The sequence below is a fragment of the Mesosutterella multiformis genome (assembly GCF_003402575.1).
In the GTDB taxonomy this organism is placed as follows: domain Bacteria; phylum Pseudomonadota; class Gammaproteobacteria; order Burkholderiales; family Burkholderiaceae_F; genus Mesosutterella; species Mesosutterella multiformis.
In genome coordinates this window covers 582,478-603,003 of record NZ_BGZJ01000002.1, presented here as the reverse complement: position 1 = coordinate 603,003, position 20,526 = coordinate 582,478, and the positions used below count along the sequence as shown (strand labels likewise).

14 protein-coding genes are annotated in these 20,526 nt (G+C 51.2%); 8 read left to right on the top strand and 6 right to left on the bottom strand.

Features of this window, described 5'->3' with window-relative positions:
* Positions 1 to 118: 118 nt before the first annotated feature.
* The gene (locus M4NBBH2_RS11215; protein ID WP_116271042.1) at positions 119 to 847 is read left to right on the top strand and encodes a glycosyltransferase family protein; all 729 of its coding nucleotides are present in this window, start codon (positions 119 to 121) and stop codon (positions 845 to 847) included.
* Here M4NBBH2_RS11215 and M4NBBH2_RS11210 read toward each other — a convergent pair.
* Positions 824 to 1,825 carry an IS30 family transposase gene (locus tag M4NBBH2_RS11210; RefSeq protein WP_116269340.1) on the bottom strand — a complete coding sequence of 334 codons (1,002 nt, stop codon included), beginning with the start codon at positions 1,823 to 1,825 and terminating at the stop codon, positions 824 to 826. The genes M4NBBH2_RS11215 and M4NBBH2_RS11210 overlap by 24 nt on opposite strands.
* Positions 1,826 to 2,075: 250 nt before the next feature.
* Here M4NBBH2_RS11210 and M4NBBH2_RS11205 point away from each other — a divergent pair, with 250 nt between their 5' ends.
* The 4 genes from M4NBBH2_RS11205 to M4NBBH2_RS11190 all read left to right on the top strand — a co-directional run bounded on the left by M4NBBH2_RS11205 (position 2,076) and on the right by M4NBBH2_RS11190 (position 6,460).
* Positions 2,076 to 3,734, top strand: a complete 1,659-nt coding sequence (locus tag M4NBBH2_RS11205; protein WP_116271041.1) for a glycosyltransferase family 2 protein — start codon at positions 2,076 to 2,078, stop codon at positions 3,732 to 3,734.
* Between the two features lie 132 nt (positions 3,735 to 3,866).
* Positions 3,867 to 4,817: a rhamnan synthesis F family protein gene (locus M4NBBH2_RS11200; protein WP_116271040.1), complete on the top strand. Its 951-nt coding sequence runs from the start codon at positions 3,867 to 3,869 to the stop codon at positions 4,815 to 4,817.
* Between the two features lie 65 nt (positions 4,818 to 4,882).
* Positions 4,883 to 5,884 (top strand): IS30 family transposase, encoded by a 1,002-nt coding sequence (locus M4NBBH2_RS11195; protein ID WP_116269340.1) that lies wholly within the window; start codon positions 4,883 to 4,885, stop codon positions 5,882 to 5,884.
* Between the two features lie 48 nt (positions 5,885 to 5,932).
* Positions 5,933 to 6,460, top strand: a complete 528-nt coding sequence (locus tag M4NBBH2_RS11190) for a rhamnan synthesis F family protein (RefSeq protein WP_116271039.1) — start codon at positions 5,933 to 5,935, stop codon at positions 6,458 to 6,460.
* Here the strand turns inward: M4NBBH2_RS11190 and M4NBBH2_RS11185 are convergent.
* A complete protein-coding gene (locus M4NBBH2_RS11185; protein WP_116269326.1) occupies positions 6,433 to 7,434 on the bottom strand; it encodes an IS30 family transposase in 1,002 nt (333 codons plus the stop codon). The two genes, M4NBBH2_RS11190 and M4NBBH2_RS11185, sit on opposite strands and share 28 nt — an antisense overlap.
* Before the next feature lie 99 nt (positions 7,435 to 7,533).
* Between M4NBBH2_RS11185 and M4NBBH2_RS11180 the strand changes: the two genes are divergently transcribed.
* Positions 7,534 to 7,872 (top strand): rhamnan synthesis F family protein, encoded by a 339-nt coding sequence (locus M4NBBH2_RS11180; protein ID WP_269148227.1) that lies wholly within the window; start codon positions 7,534 to 7,536, stop codon positions 7,870 to 7,872.
* Between the two features lie 135 nt (positions 7,873 to 8,007).
* Here the strand turns inward: M4NBBH2_RS11180 and M4NBBH2_RS11175 are convergent, their stop codons facing one another.
* Positions 8,008 to 9,660 (bottom strand): IS1634 family transposase, encoded by a 1,653-nt coding sequence (locus M4NBBH2_RS11175; protein WP_116270883.1) that lies wholly within the window; start codon positions 9,658 to 9,660, stop codon positions 8,008 to 8,010.
* A 149-nt stretch (positions 9,661 to 9,809) separates the two neighbouring features.
* Here M4NBBH2_RS11175 and M4NBBH2_RS11170 point away from each other — a divergent pair, with 149 nt between their 5' ends.
* Positions 9,810 to 10,754 carry an IS30 family transposase gene (locus M4NBBH2_RS11170; protein ID WP_116271037.1) on the top strand — a complete coding sequence of 315 codons (945 nt, stop codon included), beginning with the start codon at positions 9,810 to 9,812 and terminating at the stop codon, positions 10,752 to 10,754.
* Between the two features lie 56 nt (positions 10,755 to 10,810).
* On the top strand, positions 10,811 to 11,167 hold the full coding sequence (locus M4NBBH2_RS11165; protein ID WP_116271036.1) for a lysozyme inhibitor LprI family protein: 357 nt from the start codon (positions 10,811 to 10,813) through the stop codon (positions 11,165 to 11,167).
* A gap of 321 nt (positions 11,168 to 11,488) precedes the next feature.
* On the opposite strand, the gene M4NBBH2_RS11160 is transcribed toward M4NBBH2_RS11165, so the two are convergent.
* From M4NBBH2_RS11160 to M4NBBH2_RS11150, 3 genes are all read right to left on the bottom strand, one after another.
* Positions 11,489 to 14,257 carry an autotransporter outer membrane beta-barrel domain-containing protein gene (locus tag M4NBBH2_RS11160; RefSeq protein ID WP_116271035.1) on the bottom strand — a complete coding sequence of 923 codons (2,769 nt, stop codon included), beginning with the start codon at positions 14,255 to 14,257 and terminating at the stop codon, positions 11,489 to 11,491.
* A 715-nt stretch (positions 14,258 to 14,972) separates the two neighbouring features.
* Entirely contained in the window at positions 14,973 to 19,184 is a 4,212-nt protein-coding gene (locus tag M4NBBH2_RS11155; RefSeq protein WP_116271034.1) for an autotransporter outer membrane beta-barrel domain-containing protein, read from the bottom strand.
* 200 nt (positions 19,185 to 19,384) lie between these two features.
* A complete protein-coding gene (locus M4NBBH2_RS11150; protein ID WP_116270501.1) occupies positions 19,385 to 20,386 on the bottom strand; it encodes an IS30 family transposase in 1,002 nt (333 codons plus the stop codon).
* Positions 20,387 to 20,526: the final 140 nt, after the last annotated feature.

Genomic DNA, 20,526 nt, shown 5'->3' with positions numbered 1-20,526 from the left:
GCAGAAAACATCCCCTTTCTGCGGTCTACTCAGCCGAAATCAACCGAACGTGTGCCTGTTGTAGAACTTTCAGGCTTGTATAATTGGCCGTCAAGATTTTGTCAAAAGCTCTCAAAAAATGACGATCAATGTTCAATGCGTCTATGGGGATGACGACATCGAGAATGTCAGAAACTGCATCATCCCAAATCTTGCTGCCGCCACAAAGGAAAAAGTTGTTTTCCTGACGATGAATTACGACGCTGCCGGTAAAAGGCTTGACTCCGGAGATCAGTACGGCTGCGAAGTCAGGGATATTCCGAAAACCACTGATCGTCGTACTGGCTTTGCCGAGAATCACAACTTTCTCTTTAAAGAGTCTGAAAAAACTCCGAGTTTTGTGCTGATCAATCCGGACTGCGTTCCACTTCCCGGAAGTATTGACCGGCTGATTGAACGGAAAACAGACAAAGTCGCGATTGTCGAGGGCCGTCAATGGCCTTTCGAGCACCCGAAGAAATACGATCAGAAGACCCTTGAAACTCCTTGGGCCAGCGGCGCCTTTGAGCTTATTGACTCCGATTTCTACCAATCCGTGGGCGGAATGGATGAGCTTTATTTTCTTTACGCCGAGGATGTCGATCTCTCCTGGAGAGCCTGGCTTAAAGGTTATCGGGTGCTTTATGAGCCGGCAGCCCAGATTATTCATTTCACAAATGGACGATTTGAACGTGATGATCTGATTTCAAACGAGCAGTACTACGGCCTTCGGAATTTCATCCTGATCTCCCGGAAATTCTTCGGTAAGAAGGGTGAGGAGTCCGCGGTTAAATCTGGTGAATTATCAAATCAAGTGCAAAGTTACTGAATAAAAGACTTCAGCCGGACACTTCCAATTGAGACGTTTTCTGGGTCTGAAATTCAGAGCATTGAACCGTTTCTGAACTTCTGCCTGAGAAATTTTATCGATACTCATTCCTTTTGGGAAAAAGTCTCTAAGAAGTCCGTTTGTATTTTCATTACTTCCTTTCTCCCATGGATGATGAGGCAAGCAGAAATACACTTTGGTTCTGAGATCTTTCTCCAGTTTTTCAGCCCAGGAAAATTCTTTTCCGCGATCTACGGTAATCGTACGCAGATCCTTATCTGACAGAGATTTCTCAATTACGGCAGACACATCGGCCGCAGTCTTGGAAGCGGTTTTCCCGCCACAGAGAAAGCCGGACTTCCTATCGACCAGAGTCGTGAGGCAGGCTCCGCCCTTTTTTCCGATGACGGTATCGCCTTCCCAATCCCCCAGGCGAGATCTGTTCTGAGCTTCCAGGGGTCGCTCTTCAATGCTGTGAGTGATCTGGATCTTTCCTCGCCTCTCGGTCATGCCTTTACGGTGACGCGTTTTACCGTGGTGTCGCAGGTGTCGGGACATCTTTCGGCCATCCACAAAGCGATCCAGAAAGCCAGAATTGATTCCTCGGTAGATTGTCGTGGCGCTGATCCTTAGATTCGGCAGCTCCTTTCTGAGACGGTATTGAATCTGCTCCGGAGACCAGAATTTCTTAACCAGCAGATTTGAGACAATCCTTGTCAGCAACGAGTCAGACTTCAGAATGTTTCTCTTTCCGCAATGCTTTCTCTGTCTCTGATATCGGGCCTGCGCGGCACAGGGATCATAGGCAGCTGAAGCCCCATCCTGGGCCGATACAGCCTTGTTTCGCTTCAGTTCGCGGGAGATCGTAGAAACATTTTTCCCAATCGCACATGCAATTTCAGACAGGGATTTGCCTGAAATCGTTAAAGCCGAAATAAATACTCTGTCCCGAAGAGTAAGATGATGATAGTGGCTCATGAGCTCCCTCTATAGTTATCTTGACAATCTCTATTATGGAAGCTTTATGGGCCACTATTCTTTTCTCAGGCTTTGCACTTGAAGTGATAATTCGCCCTCTAAAGAAAGCATTGGATCCCTATCTTTTTACGAAAATCATGGATGACTACCTCACGAATATCCGTGATCGTATTACGGATACCTATGACGGTAAGCGGGATCGCCACATCATGATCCGCGGAATCAACCAATTTGCTGACTGAGAGAACAGATGAAGATCATTGTCACGGCGGGGTCCGAAGAATCCGAAAGAGCTTTCCTTAAACGTCACGCGTTTGCAGCTGAAAGCATAGTTGTCCGGCGGAATGAAAAGTCACTCTTCGATGTCATCAACTCAATTATTGAGGGCGAAAGTGAGCCGGTACTGCTGGTTCATGATGATATCTATTTCAATTCGGATTTTGAGGACCGGGTTGAAGAGCTTCTTCAAAAGGTTTCGGATGAGGATTACGAGTGGGGTGTAATCGGGAATGCCGGAATAGCGAATAATGCATACGGCTATCGGGCGTCTAATATCATCCGTTATGTGGTTGATCCCCACGAGGGGGCAACCCTTTCGGCCCGGATTCTGCCGGTAAGAATGATTGATGGGAATACGATGCTCATTAACGCTCCGGAACTTCGAAAGCGTAACGTAAGACTGCCGTCGCTATCTGGGTTTCAGCTTTACGATCTCGCGCTTTCCATTGAATCTCTCAAGGCCGGGCTTGGTGTTTTTGTCTCCCCCGAATTGCTTTGCTATCACGACAACAAGGATAATCCAGCGTCTTTCATTTCCTTCGCGGAATCAGATGAAGCGCAGCGGTACCTTGGTGCGAATTTAAAGAATACCTATCTGGAAACGCTCAACGGCATAATCAAAGTCAGAGAGCCATCAGGAGATTTTGACTGGGTAGAGGCAACAGCCAGGATCGGCAGGAAGCAAAGCGGTATCCATGTCGCGATCGTTGTGAGAACCCAGTTTAAAAGGCCAGAGCAGCTTTTTCGGACGCTCACAAGCATCCGGTCTTTTATTGCTTCATCACAGGATGCCGATCTATTCCAGTGCCACGTTGTGACAGACGTGAATACGGGGAAAGAAAAGGAAATGTATGGTTTCCCAATTCATTATTTTCCCTGTGATCTGAGAGATTCTAGGTTTTTACTGGTCAGTGAGGCGATCAAAAATATTCTGTCTGACTACATCTGGTTTGTTGATGATGACGATTGGCTGTTCCCGAACTCGGCAGAGTGGCTTGCGAACACTATTCGTTCAGCACCTTCCGCATCAACGTTCTTTATAGGGACAGAGCACTTTATAGAAAAGAAGCTGCCTGGTTCTGAATCACTGATCCAGACGCGCGCGGTTCCCCATCAGTATTTCCCGCCGAGTGATTTGTTTAAGTCCATTTATACAAACCATATTCCTTTTTCTGGCATTATTTTCCCGAGACTGAAAATCATAGGGCGATGGTCTTCCTCAGAGGTGGAGAAAATTACGATGTTTGAAGATTGGTATCTTCAGATTCTCAATTTTCAGTCAGACAATTTCTTCCCGATCACCATTAACAAACTTTTTGTCGGAATTTCAATTCGAGGAATCGGTCAGACGGTCACGCTGAAGGATAGGACCGAATGGTATAAGTCGGAATCCACGATCTATTACGACCTGGTGAAGAAGGGAGGAATGATTTTCTCTATTCCCCGGATGCAGACAATCGCGAACGGATCTTCGCCTTCTTTATCCATTGACGAAAGAAAGGCCCTTAAGTCCTTTTATAAAGCAAAACTTCTCAAGTACAAGATTCTCTCTTTTCTGACTTTCGGTGGACCAAGGGGCAGGTATAAAGAGAGAAAGAGGAAGTATCGGGAAAAGTTCCGCAAACTCTGAAATGATGAAAATTGTTTGCCTTAATTGATGAACAGGGCATATTTCCTCTATACCTGATCTCCTCCAAAGTTAATTTCCTGTAGACAATCCTCAAGTGATTGCTCTTCGGTTGAATTAAGAGATAACCGTTAAATGAAAAGACTCGCTTTTTATACTTTTTGGGAAAAAGATGGCATTGTCAGAAAATATGTCTTGACTTACCTGAAAGGGCTTCAGGAAGTTGCGGACAAGATTATTGTCATCGTCAATGGGAAACTTTCCCTCGAGGGAAAAGAAAAGCTTGAAAAGCTTGGCATTACCATCTTGCAGCGAGCAAACAAGGGATTTGATTTCGGGGCCTGGAAAGCCGCTTTTGAGTTTCTAGGCTGGGAGGAAGTACGGAAGTTTGACGAACTTGTCCTCACAAACTGCAGCAATTATGGTCCCGTGTATCATTTCTCTGGAATTTTTAAGAGAATGGAAGATAACCCTTGTGATTTTTGGGGACTGACACAGCGTCAAGAAGTCAAAAACGCCCTGATCATTGCAGGAGACAAAGACTCTTATATTAGGCGTCACATTCAATCTTTCTTCATAGTAATCAGACAGAAAGTCATTCTGTCAGAAAAGTTTTCCTCATATTGGGATGGGCTTGTTGAGGCTGAGAACCTGAAACAAGAAATCAGTGAACACGAAACGAGGTTCACAGAATATCTGGAATCTGTTGGATTCAGCTGGGATACTGTATTTAAGCCGAAGGGAGAATTTAATCCCAGTTTTTATCAGGTAACAGAATATATAGATGCCGGATATCCTCTAGTGAAAAGGAAACTTTTCAATTGTCCCTCTTTTATCTGGACAAATCACACCGGAGGCGACACGCCTCGTAAGGTGCTTAAAAAAATTGAAGAACTTGACTATCCAATAGACGAAATTTTTGAAGACCTGCTTGCTACGTGCCGCCTAAGCGTCCTAAACAGGGATATTCATTTTAATCGGATTATTCCCTCTGATTACAGCAAAAGTATCGATGATGTGCTGAGGGATAAGAAAATAGCGGCTGTTTTCTTTGCGGCGAATTATCACTTCAAGTGCAAAGCCTGAGAAAAGAATAGTGGCCCATAAAGCTTCCATAATAGAGATTGTCAAGATAACTATAGAGGGAGCTCATGAGCCACTATCATCATCTTACTCTTCGGGACAGAGTATTTATTTCGGCTTTAACGATTTCAGGCAAATCCCTGTCTGAAATTGCATGTGCGATTGGGAAAAATGTTTCTACGATCTCCCGCGAACTGAAGCGAAACAAGGCTGTATCGGCCCAGGATGGGGCTTCAGCTGCCTATGATCCCTGTGCCGCGCAGGCCCGATATCAGAGACAGAGAAAGCATTGCGGAAAGAGAAACATTCTGAAGTCTGACTCGTTGCTGACAAGGATTGTCTCAAATCTGCTGGTTAAGAAATTCTGGTCTCCGGAGCAGATTCAATACCGTCTCAGAAAGGAGCTGCCGAATCTAAGGATCAGCGCCACGACAATCTACCGAGGAATCAATTCTGGCTTTCTGGATCGCTTTGTGGATGGCCGAAAGATGTCCCGACACCTGCGACACCACGGTAAAACGCGTCACCGTAAAGGCATGACCGAGAGGCGAGGAAAGATCCAGATCACTCACAGCATTGAAGAGCGACCCCTGGAAGCTCAGAACAGATCTCGCCTGGGGGATTGGGAAGGCGATACCGTCATCGGAAAAAAGGGCGGAGCCTGCCTCACGACTCTGGTCGATAGGAAGTCCGGCTTTCTCTGTGGCGGGAAAACCGCTTCCAAGACTGCGGCCGATGTGTCTGCCGTAATTGAGAAATCTCTGTCAGATAAGGATCTGCGTACGATTACCGTAGATCGCGGAAAAGAATTTTCCTGGGCTGAAAAACTGGAGAAAGATCTCAGAACCAAAGTGTATTTCTGCTTGCCTCATCATCCATGGGAGAAAGGAAGTAATGAAAATACAAACGGACTTCTTAGAGACTTTTTCCCAAAAGGAATGAGTATCGATAAAATTTCTCAGGCAGAAGTTCAGAAACGGTTCAATGCTCTGAATTTCAGACCCAGAAAACGTCTCAATTGGAAGTGTCCGGCTGAAGTCTTTTATTCAGTAACTTTGCACTTGATTTGATAATTCACCGCGTATTATCCGGACCTTGCAAACAGGTATCTCCCTTATATCCTGAATCTGCCGAAAACAGCGCATATTTGCTTAATTTCCTCTAGGCAGGAAACTTTGGATACATACTCTAAGCTTTTTAGAGAATTTGATCTTGATTTCGAATGCCGCATTAAACCTAATCAGGGACGTGATTTTTCGGCTTACTGCATTGCGGCAAGAGATATATATGATAAATATGACTACGTTTGCTGCCTAAAAGATAAGAAAGCTCCTCATACTTCGTATCTCGCGGCGGAGTCTTTTGATAAGCAATGTTGGGACAGCGTGCTCTTTTCCAGAGATTATGTTAATAACTGCCTCAGGCTCTTTTATGACCATCACTCTGCGGGGATGATTTTTTCACCGCCACCGAACTTTGGTCCTTATACAGCACTCGGGAATGAGATGAGCAAAGATCGGCAACATGTCTTGTATCTATGGAAAGAGTTGAAACTTCAAATTCCACAGGAAGAAAGCGATCTGATTGCTCCTTTTGGATCTATTTTTTGGGTGAATTATCAAATCAAGTGCAAAGTTACTGAATAAAAGACTTCAGCCGGACACTTCCAATTGAGACGTTTTCTGGGTCTGAAATTCAGAGCATTGAACCGTTTCTGAACTTCTGTCTGAGAAATTTTATCGATACTCATTCCTTTTGGGAAAAAGTCTCTAAGAAGTCCGTTTGTATTTTCATTACTTCCTTTCTCCCATGGATGATGAGGCAAGCAGAAATACACTTTGGTTCTGAGATCTTTCTCCAGTTTTTCAGCCCAGGAAAATTCTTTTCCGCGATCTACGGTAATCGTACGCAGATCCTTATCTGACAGAGATTTCTCAATTACGGCAGACACATCGGCCGCAGTCTTGGAAGCGGTTTTCCCGCCACAGAGAAAGCCGGACTTCCTATCGACCAGAGTCGTGAGGCAGGCTCCGCCCTTTTTTCCGATGACGGTATCGCCTTCCCAATCCCCCAGGCAAGATCTGTTCTGAGCTTCCAGGGGTCGCTCTTCAATGCTGTGAGTGATCTGGATCTTTCCTCGCCTCTCGGTCATGCCTTTACGGTGACGCGTTTTACCGTGGTGTCGCAGGTGTCGGGACATCTTTCGGCCATCCACAAAGCGATCCAGAAAGCCAGAATTGATTCCTCGGTAGATTGTCGTGGCGCTGATCCTTAGATTCGGCAGCTCCTTTCTGAGACGGTATTGAATCTGCTCCGGAGACCAGAATTTCTTAACCAGCAGATTTGAGACAATCCTTGTCAGCAACGAGTCAGACTTCAGAATGTTTCTCTTTCCGCAATGCTTTCTCTGTCTCTGATATCGGGCCTGCGCGGCACAGGGATCATAGGCAGCTGAAGCCCCATCCTGGGCCGATACAGCCTTGTTTCGCTTCAGTTCGCGGGAGATCGTAGAAACATTTTTCCCAATCGCACATGCAATTTCAGACAGGGATTTGCCTGAAATCGTTAAAGCCGAAATAAATACTCTGTCCCGAAGAGTAAGATGATGATAGTGGCTCATGAGCTCCCTCTATAGTTATCTTGACAATCTCTATTATGGAAGCTTTATGGGCCACTATTCTTTTCTCAGGCTTTGCACTTGAAGTGATAATTCGCCTGGATTAAAAGCGCGGCGATCAGAACAATGCTTTCTCATCATTGGACATATGAGGAGATGCCTGCTGAACCCATCGGTCCTGATGGAACGCTTCTGCATGGGTTGGAAAGGATATGGGCGTATGCCGCTCAGAATGATGGGTATTATCCCGTGATTGCAACGCCTACGCTATTAGGTGAAATTTATTATGGGCACGCGCTTCTGCAACTGAGAGATCTGAACGCCGCTTTATTCGAAAAATATGGAATCAACGTGCACGGACGTTTACTTGATTTGATCGGAACGCCGTCAGATCCCCCTAAAAATACGGTGGCGAATTATCACTTCAAGTGCAAAGCCTGAGAAAAGAATAGTGGCCCATAAAGCTTCCATAATAGAGATTGTCAAGATAACTATAGAGGGAGCTCATGAGCCACTATTATCATCTTACTCTTCGGGACAGAGTATTTATTTCGGCTTTAACCCTGAATTCCCGATTTACTTATACATAGCGGGATTCAGGAGGCAGTTTTCCAGTCCGAGTCGCTCAAAAACGAGTCTGTGGCGACCTAAAATTTCCCCGAGCCAAACTTTTCCTATTGATGAGCTATAGAAACGGATCTGCCCCACATCTTCCAGCAGCTCCATGAGAGAATATTCGTCAAGCAGAGGTGCATAGGATTTCTTCCCTATTTTCACTTCAACACTCATGGCTTTGATGAGCCAGGAAACAATTGTGGCAGCGATGAAGGCTAACAAGAGACGTCCATTAACAGAAACGTCGGAGTGTCCCCTTGTAGTTGTAAAACCAACATCAGTCTTGATAACCCCAAAGCATTTCTCGATGCAGTCGCGCGTTCTGTAGATCTCCAGGATTTCTTTCGACTCAAGTTTTCGATCGCTGATCATTGAAAAGAATCCCATGTATCTGACCTTTTCATTGACAGCATCATTGTTTCTGATCAGAGGCTTTTTACCGGGTTCACTATCAGGTGTTTCATAGAATCTCAAAAGTTTGGAATCAGGGCTGGCTAACCCGTTAATCCAGTCTTCTTCAAAGGTTACCAAATCAGATAAAAATTTATCCTGCTCATTATTTGCAACTGCAAGACTGTAATAGATGTACACCCAAACACTACATGATTTTGGGTCCTCTTTCGTGCCTGGTATTGTGACCTGGGTTTGAACAGCGGTCAGGTTGTGACCGCGAACGTTGTTCGTCATATCCCAGAAAGCGGGAAGATTATCTTCGATGGCGTCCCTGATGAAGGAGTGATCAGTTTTGGCAGCCATGATGAAGTGATGCTTGTTCTTGCAGAGCAGCCGAAGATTCTCACGGCTGCAATAGCCCCGATCAAAAATTGAGATAATTTTTTTACTGACTCCGATGTTTTCCCATCGAGTCAGAAGGTCATGCATAGTGACTATATCTGGCACGTTTCCGGCGAATCGCCTGAACATCAGGGGAACACCAGAATTATGACCGTAGAGGAGCGCCAAACCAATCTGGTTTTCGTAGCCTCCGCGTTTACTAATTCCTTTTCGTACATCTGTCAGAGATCGGCTTTCAGACGCGATTCGTGTGCTGTCGAATGATAAATATTCTGTTTCAGGAAGACGCTTGGCCCGAAGAGCAAAGAGCCGATTTAATGAAGCTGTATCTGAGCCAATATCCTGCGATAACTCACTTAGTCTTTGAGACTCGATATTGTCTGGAAGACCGGCTGGCAAGGCGTTAGTATCAGAAAAAATCTTGAATCTATGCTGTGAAGTAGTGTTTTTGATGATTTGATATGCCGCCAGGCTTACCATCATGGCGGCCTTCCCCTCACCATAAACTTTCTTCAAATCATCAGTTAAACCCGAGGTTTCTGCTGCTTGAGTAAGGAGTGCGGTTGTTCCGAACGTTTTGTCATGATCAAATTTCTGACGCTTATCAGTGGTCTTTTTGACACGGGTCAGCTTCAGCTCTGCCGCATAAGCTGCGTTCGGAACAAATTTTCCATCAACAAGCTTGCCAATATATCGCCTTTTTTGTTGGCCCCGCTTTTTTTCTTTATCCCACCAATACTTATGGATTGCAACGTACTCTGTGTCTTTGATTCGGACAATACGCGCATCTTCGGGAAGGATCGGATTGTGATCAGTCATATCGCAAGGGCTGCAAAAGAGATTATATATGTCTATATTATACGTATGTTTTACCTATAAATCAACCCTTTTTTTAAATTTTCTATTTGGAAAATCAATAGACTTTTGTTAAAAAATACAGCTAACAGAGCGGGAATTTAGGTTTAACGATTTCAGGCAAATCCCTGTCTGAAATTGCATGTGCGATTGGGAAAAATGTTTCTACGATCTCCCGCGAACTGAAGCGAAACAAGGCTGTATCGGCCCAGGATGGGGCTTCAGCTGCCTATGATCCCTGTGCCGCGCAGGCCCGATATCAGAGACAGAGAAAGCATTGCGGAAAGAGAAACATTCTGAAGTCTGACTCGTTGCTGACAAGGATTGTCTCAAATCTGCTGGTTAAGAAATTCTGGTCTCCGGAGCAGATTCAATACCGTCTCAGAAAGGAGCTGCCGAATCTAAGGATCAGCGCCACGACAATCTACCGAGGAATCAATTCTGGCTTTCTGGATCGCTTTGTGGATGGCCGAAAGATGTCCCGACACCTGCGACACCACGGTAAAACGCGTCACCGTAAAGGCATGACCGAGAGGCGAGGAAAGATCCAGATCACTCACAGCATTGAAGAGCGACCCCTGGAAGCTCAGAACAGATCTTGCCTGGGGGATTGGGAAGGCGATACCGTCATCGGAAAAAAGGGCGGAGCCTGCCTCACGACTCTGGTCGATAGGAAGTCCGGCTTTCTCTGTGGCGGGAAAACCGCTTCCAAGACTGCGGCCGATGTGTCTGCCGTAATTGAGAAATCTCTGTCAGATAAGGATCTGCGTACGATTACCGTAGATCGCGGAAAAGAATTTTCCTGGGCTGAAAAACTGGAGAAAGATCTCAGAACCAAAGTGTATTTCTGCTTGCCTCATCATCCATGGGAGAAAGGAAGTAATGAAAATACAAACGGACTTCTTAGAGACTTTTTCCCAAAAGGAATGAGTATCGATAAAATTTCTCAGGCAGAAGTTCAGAAACGGTTCAATGCTCTGAATTTCAGACCCAGAAAACGTCTCAATTGGAAGTGTCCGGCTGAAGTCTTTTATTCAGTAACTTTGCACTTGATTTGATAATTCACCATTAAAAAGTATTTTTCTAAAAATAAATTCGTATAGCACGTTCAATCATGAAGAAAACCATCATCGCGGCGTTCGCTCTTGGGCTTTTCGCTGCCGCCTCCGCTAACGCCGTGAGCTGGGACTGCACGAAGGCCCGCTCCTACTCTGAAAAACTGATCTGCGCGAGTCCGGATCTTTCAAAGATGGATGACCATCTCGCGATGACCTACGAAAAGGCGAAGCGAGCGACGGGAAACTCCGCGGTCTTTAAGAAGTTCCAGAACGAGAACTGGAAGCGGCGCGAGGAATGCCGGTCGATTGGCTGTGTCGTGGATTGGTACCAGACATCCGAAGCCTATTACTCGGAAATCATCCGCCGAGCGACTGGCGGCGCGTCGGCCCGAGGCCAGGCGGGACGGCCATAACCCCCCTTTCAGGCGACCCCGGGGACAGTTTTCACGTTTTATGACTGTTTTGGGGTGACATTGTCGTCCCGAAAGAGACATTTCCCGGATTTCTGTCCCTGGCGGCTCTTTTCCCGTGACTGAAACCCGGGGGTTTCAAAAATCCAGTGTCGGTTTTTCAGATTGATTGAATATCTGACTCAGCCCGCCGTTTTGTCGCCTGAGAGGGGAAACGGGTGACAAAACCGGTGGAATTGACACTTTTCGGGTGACATCCGCTATGCAGCGGGAGACAGAATGCGGGATTCTGTCCCCCGGGTCGCTTTGAGGGGTGACTCCCGGTCAGAACTTCACCCGGAGCCCCAGCTGCGCTTCAATGGCTCGGAAGGAAGACCGCCCTTCCCGGTACGCCGCGTGCCCCCAAAGGATCACGGATTTCGAGACCTCACCCTCTATTCCCGCGCGGACTTCCGCGAGGTTCCGGCTTCCCGAAATCACGCCCCGAACCCCATCCATCACGGCACCGAACGGCTTCGTGTCATGAATCCAGGAGAGCGACGCGTAAGGCGTGAGGCTGAACCCGGAGTCTTCCTGATGCATCCGATGCGAGAGGACCGCGGTCACCCGGGTCCGGAGGTTCCCGGATCCCGTGCTTTCAATCCCGGTTCCCACGGAATCCCGGTGAATCCCCGCCCTCACTCCCATCCGGATCGCCTGGAGTTCGAGTTTTCCAATGGTCTGATGGGTGACCCCGGTGTCAGAAGTCCACGCTCCCAGACTCCAGCCGTATCCGATTTCAACGGATCCCGTGAGTCCCCGGGCGTGGTAGGTCTCTTTCGGAAGTTCAGACCCCGTGACAGAGGCCGAGAAACGCTGATACTGAAGCCACGCGTCCGCGTAGGGACCGGTTCCGGCGGTGTACTGGGGGAGGAGTGAGGCGTAAACCCCGGCCGCCGCCCCGGTCACGCTGCCTTTAGAGCGGTAGCGGGTGACGTTTGACCCGGTGCGGGAACGTTCTCTTGCCGCCCCCGCGATGAGTCCCACCCGGAAAATTGAATTCTCACCTATCGGGTGTGCCGCGACATCGCCCCCAAACTGAACGACCCCCGAATTCGATCGTGTCGTGAGCTCGCCGTCCGCCATTCCAAACCGTGTGTGGCTCCCCGCGGTGCGGATCCAGAATCCAGGACCTGAAACTGAGCCGCTCCCGTCTCCCGCTCCCCTCACCCCGGTCCGATCCGAAAGCCTGTGAATGAAGAGCGTGTTCGCGGCGTAGAGGTTCGACGCGTAACCCGCCATCTCAGGGCGCACCGCGTGACGCGTGACCTGAGGGGCGGGGGATGGCGTTACTTCAGTCGGTGCCGGATCAGTCCCTAGAGCGGGATCCGGGGTCGGTGTCGTTTCCGGGTCTTCCGTATGCTCGCCCGACGGTTCTTCTCCGGTTCCGGCAGCCGGAGCAGGAGTCGAAATAATGACGGTATCCCCAGTCGGGGTTACCGGGGTCTCTTCAGACTCCGCCGGGGTCGGATCGGTCTGAGGGACTGTACCGTCCGCAGTGCTGATGAGGTACCAGTTCCCTTTTTTTGTCACCAGCGAATAGTCATACGCTCCGGCCGCCACCCGGTTCGCGAGCGTAAAGACGCCGTCAGACTTCCCTTTTACGGTGATGAGCTCAATTCCCTCCACAGTCAGCCCGCCTGTGCCGCCGGCGTTTGTGACCGTGATCGAAGTGTCACCCGTGGTGCTCCCGTTCACCACGAGGCGGTCGGTCGGTGAGTCATCCCCTCCGAGAACCGCGGTCATCGAGAGTGAGGTGTTGGACGCGAGATAGTCACCCGCCACCGTGAGCGTCGTGCCTTGGAAAGCCCCGGAGCCGGCTGCGGGGAACGCGATCCGGCTCTTATTAGCCACAAGTGTGGTGATCGCGGAATCCCCCGTCATTTGCCAAAGGCCGCCCGAGAGACTCACTTTCGCGGTGCCTGTGTCAAGGAGTGCCGCTCCTATCCAGGTACCCGAAATCCGGAGCGCGGCTTCGGCCCCGTCACTTACCTTGAGGTCCCCGGTCGCAGCTGTGCCAGTGCCGATATCGAGGTCAAGCACCGACCCCGCGCCGGACGATTGAAAGACGAGGCTCGAGCCGGTGCCAGACCCCTCGATCACCCCGGTATCCGTCAGCGTCACCTCAGCGGCTGCCCCCGATTCGGCGGTCACAGTGCCCGTGAAGGACGCCTTCCCGCTGAGCCCGAGACGGATCACGGAAACCGTGCCGGAAGCGGACAACGCGCCGGTCCCGGCCGCTGATTCATAAAGGTTTTCGGACGCTGAGGCCCCGAGTTCCGCCCGGAGGTTTCCGGTTATCTCCGCGGTTCCCCGGGCGTCAGACTCGATTGCAGAGCCGGCTCCTGTCGCAAGGCCGGACGTTACGGTGAAGGACGAGGTATCCCCCGCCGCGATATGCACCTTTCCGCCGTCCGCAGCGGAAAGGGCTCCCTCGAACGCTGTTCTCCCGGAGCCTGAGAGATCGAGGATGGAATCTGCTCCAATTGCGGATAAACCGCCGCTGACGGTACTCTTCGAATCGGTATCTGGGGTGGATATCAGGTAAACCGAACCGCCGCCCCGTGCTGCCGCGTTACCTCGCAGGATCGGACTTCGGCCGGTGAGCGTGAGGTACGCGATCGACTGACTCCCGGTCACGTCGATATTCCCCGTGACGGAGACGGTAGACGCGCTTTCCTGATCGTTCACAAAAACCGAAGCGCCGAGGGCGCTAACCGACAACGCGGCAGAAGTTCCCGAGAGGGAGAGACTTCCGGCCGAATTCACCATCAGGAGCGAACCGTCCCCCGTGACCGAGATCCCGGGGGAACCGGAGACCGAAAGCGTTCCTGAATCCGAGAGCGCGTCAATCGTGTGTGACCCGCTCTGTATCCAGACCCCGGGAGCCGCGCCGCCTTCGAGCGTCACCGAGTCCGTCGCGAGCCCGATCGGGTCCGTTTCGGACCCCGTGAGACCCGCACCCCAGGCCGGGGTGAGGAGTGAAAGAGAGGAAACCGCGGCGAAAACACACCGCGGCTGGAAAGAAAGGCAGGGAAAGAGCCTTTTCATCATCGCAGTATCCTTTCTGATAACAATATGGGTTGTACAGCCCTCTCATTATATATTTCAGAATGTAACGGCCGCAAAGCCCAAAAGACGTAACCCGGGTCCTCTCTTCTTCGTATCTCTTTTCATACCTATTGGACCTTGGGCCCAAAGAATTCGCTTTTTCCTATCGATTCATAGGATTAATGCCTCTGCCTGAAAAAAGACACCCTGTTTTGACAGTTTTTCGGGCCGTAATGACTTCCTTTTACCGGATTCCACCCTTTTCTCTGCAGCCTCGACATTCAAATTCCAGGATCGTGAGAGGTAAACGGGGATTCTTTCGTCCGGACTTAAAGTAGGTCGAAAACGGGGCTTAACCGGATCGGACTAGCACCGGGTGAACGGGTGTTCGTATCTCAGTAACGTGCCATTTTGAAAAACGTGAGGCTGATTTGTAGAGCGGAAATTCAGAGCGAAAACCCGGAATTTCAGACAGAATCCCGTCCTTATTCGATCTGTTTTTGTACCCAAAAAGGAATAACGGAATTACTGATGTACGGAAATAGAGGGACACCCGGTTTAAAAGCGCGGACTTCCCGCCGATTCCGGATTGGTCAGGATGACAGGTTCCGGTGTCAGGCTCCATGAAAAGAAAGCCCCGCGGAGACTGAATCCCCGCGGGGTTCGGGTTTGATGTGGTCAGAGTCCCGGTGCGGCCGGAACCCTCTCACCTATCCGATCAGAAGAGCGCCTTCACGCCAACCAGCGCTTCCACATTCCGGTAGCCGTGATCCCCGCCCTGGTACCCCGTGTAGGCCCAGAGGTTGAGGTTCTTCGTGATCCGGCCTTCGACCCCGAGTTTCACTTCGCCGAAGTTCCGGCCGCCGTCAATCGTGTCATGCACCCCATCCATCGCGGTGCCGAACGACTTCGTGTCGTGGACCCAGTTGAGCGTGAGGTAAGGCTTCACGGCGGTGCCCTTCGCGGTGTTCGTGAACTGATGGAAGAGCGTCGCGCCAAGCCTCGTTCTCACGTTCCCGGCACCGGTGCCCTGAACGAGCGTCCCCGTGCTGTCGATAACGTTATCCGCCCTGACGCCCATCCGGATCACCTGACCTTCAAGGCGGAGACGCGTGGCGTTCGAGACCGCGCCGTTCTGCCAATCCTTCAGCGCGAACGTGTAGCCAGCTTCCAGACTTCCGGTAAAGCCTTTCGAGTGATACGACTCTTCTTCCGCATAGTTCCCGACGGACGTCGTGTTCTTAAAGCGCTGGTACTGCAGCCAGGCGTCGACATAAGGGCCGTCCCCGGTGGCGTTCGAATTCATCCACGTCGCGTAGAGACCGCCCGAGAACCCGGAGACCTTGCCTTTCGATGAATAATCCGCCGTGTCGCTTCCGGTCTTATTGCTTTCGTGCGCGTAACCGGCCATGAGCCCCACATGCATCCGGTGCGTCCCTGAGGTGGGCCACGAGATCAGGTCACCCCCGAGCTGCACAAGACCCCAGTTCCCGCGGGTCGTGTTTTCGCCATCCGCCATCACGTTCCGCGTGTGGCCGCCCGCGGTCCGGATCCAGAAACTTCCGGCTTTCTTTCCAGCTGCCTTGATCGCGTCTGAGTACGCCGTTTCGCCGAGGCGGTCCGAAAGCTTCATCGCGAACATCGTGTTCGCGGCGTAGAGGTTATTCGCGTAGGAAGCGATCTCGGGACGGATCACGTGGGCCGAGAGATCAGAGGTCCCCGGGATCACGGTGCCCGACACGGTTTCAGGCGTCTCCACGGTGTTCATGAGGTACCAGCCGGAACCCGCCTTCCTGAGAGAATAGATATAGGCGCCGGACTTCAGCGTCCTCGGCATCGTGAATGTGGCGTTCGAGGAATCCCCCGTGACAGACACGAGTTCCACGCCGTCCGCCTTCGGTTCGCCGGTTGAGGGGAACGCCGTCACATTGATCGTGGTCGCCCCCGTCGCGGCTCCGGTGACCGTGAGGAGGTCAGAAGCGGAATTTTCGCCAGAGAGTGACGCAGACATATTGAGCGTCGCGTTCGATGCCGTATAGTCGCCGTTCACCGTAAGCGTGGTGCCCGTAAAGGATTCACCCGAAGCCGGAGTCGGGAACGAAATCGTGCCGTCTCCGATATTGAGGCCAGAGAGTTCTGAATCGCCCGTGAGGTTCCAGCTCACGTTGTCACCCTCGAAATTCACGCTGACACCGGGTGCGGGAGTGGATTCCTCTTCAGCATCCGCGGCATCGCCGGTCCCCGTGGCTTCTGTGGTGTCTGACGTATCCGTAAGGTCGTTCGACGCGGTATTCACGGCGAGAAGCCTTGCGAACCGGAGAACCCCATGCGTTGACGACGTGGATTCTGTCGTATCCGCTGTGGTTTCAGTCTTGGTTTCCGTATTGGATGATGTGTTATCCGTGATATCGACCGTGGAGTCTTCTGACGCCTCAACCACCGCGCCGTTCCACGTGCCCTTGATATTGAGGGCGACAGCGGAGCCCTTCGTCGCGGAAACGTTCCCGTTCCACGTGCCATTCATGTCAACCGTCATGATGCCGTTTGATGTGACCGAGGCACTGCCGTTCCACGTGCCGTTGAGGGCCACATCCATGCGGCCGGCGTTTGAGACCGACGCGTTCCCGTTCCAGGTTCCCGGGAGCGACACCGTGAGTTTCGACCCCGAGTCCGTGACCGTCGCGTTTCCGTTCCAGGTCTGCAGAGCGCCGACTGTCATCACGGCGGAATCCGCGACCGTGGCGCTTCCGTTCCAGACTCCGGCGTCCGTCACTTCCATCGTGGAGCCAGACCCCGTCGCTTTCGCGTCACCGGTCCACTCTTTCAGGTTACTCACCGTAAGAGAAGCGCCATCAGAAGCAGAAGCGTTCCCGCTCCAGACCCCGGTATTTGTAATACCCATCGTGGAGCCGGATCCGGTCGCCGTCGCGTCACCCGTCCACTGGTTCAGATCGCTCACCGTCACCGCGGCTCCGGATTCAGCTGTCGCGCTGCCATTCCACACACCCGAATCCGTAATCGTGAGCGTGGTACCGGAGTCAGACGCTTTCGCGTCCCCGGTCCACGCGCCTGATACATCGATTGTCATAACAGAACCTGAAGCGGCTGCTGCGCTGCCGTTCCAGGTGCCGGAACTCGTAATCGTCATCGAGGAACCGGTATCCTCGGTGCTTGCGTCACCGGTCCAGGTCCCGCTGTTATCCACCGTGAGGAGACTCGCCCCATCCGCTCTGGCGTCGCCATTCCAAACTCCGGCGTTATCCACATGGACTTCTGACGCTTTATCGTCATAGGAGTCTGTCGACACCGCGTCACCCGTCCAGACACCGGTCTCTTTAATATTGGCGTTCAGAACCGCGCCGTAATCGGATTTCGCGTCTCCTTCCCACGTACCCGCGATATCCGCTGTCAGATGAGCGTAGACCCCGTTTTCAACGTCCGTCGAATACGCGTCACCGCTCCACTTTGCCCCATCCGCGACTGAAACACCAAACGTTCCGCCGCAATAGGCCCAGCCGTCACCCGTCCATGATCCTGAACCTATGATCGAGACGGAATTTTCGCCGGTGTAGTAAGCCGTGGATTCTCCGACCCACGAGCCTGAAACGGTGACATCTCCCGTTGAATAATCCCAGGCTTCGACCATACCGTTCATCGAACCGTTGATCGTAAGGGTCAGATCCGAATGTGAAGGATTACTGCTGTTTTGGTTCGCCTCAGCGTCGCCATTCAGAGTTCCATCGACCGTGACGGTCAGGGAGGAACCATTTTCAACATCTACGCCGCCAGTCTGTGTGCCGCTGACAGTCAGAGTTGTTTCAGAATTCCCTTTCGACAGCACGTCGCCATCCAGCGTGCCGCCAATCGAAAGTTTCATCGTGGATTCGTCTTCCGCCACGAAATCGCCGGTCACCTGGGTTCCAGACTCAGTTATTTCGGTGAATGAAGACCCCGACATCGCGCCGCCCGCGACATTTTTCTCTGTGATAGACCCAATAACGGCTTTGATTTCCGTAGCTGGAGAAATAACGACGCGGACACAGGAACTACTGGTGCAGGTAAAGATCGATTCTTCTTCCCGTGTCGGGAGAGACCCATGGACAGCGGAGAATCCCGACGTCTTTTCCGGGGCCGTCTGCACGGAGTTCCCGGTGAGCGTCACGGTGGTCGTGCCGCCATCGAGCGCATAGTAACCGCCATTCAGCACGGCGTTATTCGCATTCACGGTCATCACGGAATCCGTGCCATCCGCGAGACCGGATCCGGTGACGGTCGCCGTTGACCCCGTTTTCGGATCGACATTCAGCGTAATCGCCGCACCGTCCTTCGCGTACACCTGCCCCGTGAGGCTCGAATCCGTCCCAGTGAGATTGATTTCGGCAGCGGTATTCTCGTTCTGAGTGAGGACATTCCCCGTCATCACGACCTGAGCCGCGGTCTTTTCGCCATTCACGGTGAGTTTGAGGGGTGTGTCGCTGTCCCCATTCTCGATATCGATGACCTGATTATTACCGCCCGCGGTGTTTGAGAGCGTGACTGTGCCATCTGACTCAATATCAATCGTGCCGCCCGCGGAGTAGGACGAAGGTGTTTCCGCCCAGGGATTTCCGGAGAAGTTCGAGATCGGGGCGTATTGGGAATTCGCCGTGATCGAAACAGACTCAGTCCCATCAATGAGAATGGTGTTTCCGGTTCCGGTGAGGGTCAGCGCGTGGGCATTCCCTGAATTCGTAATCGATACCGCGTCCCCGGTGACGCTCTGGGTCTCACCCGTACCCGTCCCCGCGGTCACATTGATATACGCGCCGTCTGAATTTGTTTCCAGCTCCGGGACGTCAGCCCAGGCCGGATGCATGGCAGCGAAAGCGCCTGCCACGGCAAGCGCGAGAGCGCTTCGCAGATACCGTTTTCCTTCTTTTGACTGAGGCATTGACAGTTCTCCTTTCCTCACGGTCCGACAGCGGACGTCGGAGACTGTTCGTGACAAAACACAGGTACCGCCTCTGGTACGTTTGATTCACTGCCGACCTATTCAGGGGCGCGACGGACTCCGTGTTTCGTTCCGGGAGTCGGAAGACGACCGACCTTCCGCCGTTTTCCCCGGAAAACTCACTTTTTTCCGGTGAATTATCAAATCAAGTGCAAAGTTACTGAATAAAAGACTTCAGCCGGACACTTCCAATTGAGACGTTTTCTGGGTCTGAAATTCAGAGCATTGAACCGTTTCTGAACTTCTGCCTGAGAAATTTTATCGATACTCATTCCTTTTGGGAAAAAGTCTCTAAGAAGTCCGTTTGTATTTTCATTACTTCCTTTCTCCCATGGATGATGAGGCAAGCAGAAATACACTTTGGTTCTGAGATCTTTCTCCAGTTTTTCAGCCCAGGAAAATTCTTTTCCGCGATCTACGGTAATCGTACGCAGATCCTTATCTGACAGAGATTTCTCAATTACGGCAGACACATCGGCCGCAGTCTTGGAAGCGGTTTTCCCGCCACAGAGAAAGCCGGACTTCCTATCGACCAGAGTCGTGAGGCAGGCTCCGCCCTTTTTTCCGATGACGGTATCGCCTTCCCAATCCCCCAGGCAAGATCTGTTCTGAGCTTCCAGGGGTCGCTCTTCAATGCTGTGAGTGATCTGGATCTTTCCTCGCCTCTCGGTCATGCCTTTACGGTGACGCGTTTTACCGTGGTGTCGCAGGTGTCGGGACATCTTTCGGCCATCCACAAAGCGATCCAGAAAGCCAGAATTGATTCCTCGGTAGATTGTCGTGGCGCTGATCCTTAGATTCGGCAGCTCCTTTCTGAGACGGTATTGAATCTGCTCCGGAGACCAGAATTTCTTAACCAGCAGATTTGAGACAATCCTTGTCAGCAACGAGTCAGACTTCAGAATGTTTCTCTTTCCGCAATGCTTTCTCTGTCTCTGATATCGGGCCTGCGCGGCACAGGGATCATAGGCAGCTGAAGCCCCATCCTGGGCCGATACAGCCTTGTTTCGCTTCAGTTCGCGGGAGATCGTAGAAACATTTTTCCCAATCGCACATGCAATTTCAGACAGGGATTTGCCTGAAATCGTTAAAGCCGAAATAAATACTCTGTCCCGAAGAGTAAGATGATAATAGTGGCTCATGAGCTCCCTCTATAGTTATCTTGACAATCTCTATTATGGAAGCTTTATGGGCCACTATTCTTTTCTCAGGCTTTGCACTTGAAGTGATAATTCGCCCCAAAAAAAGCTACACGGAAATCGAACCCCTAAAATAATTTACA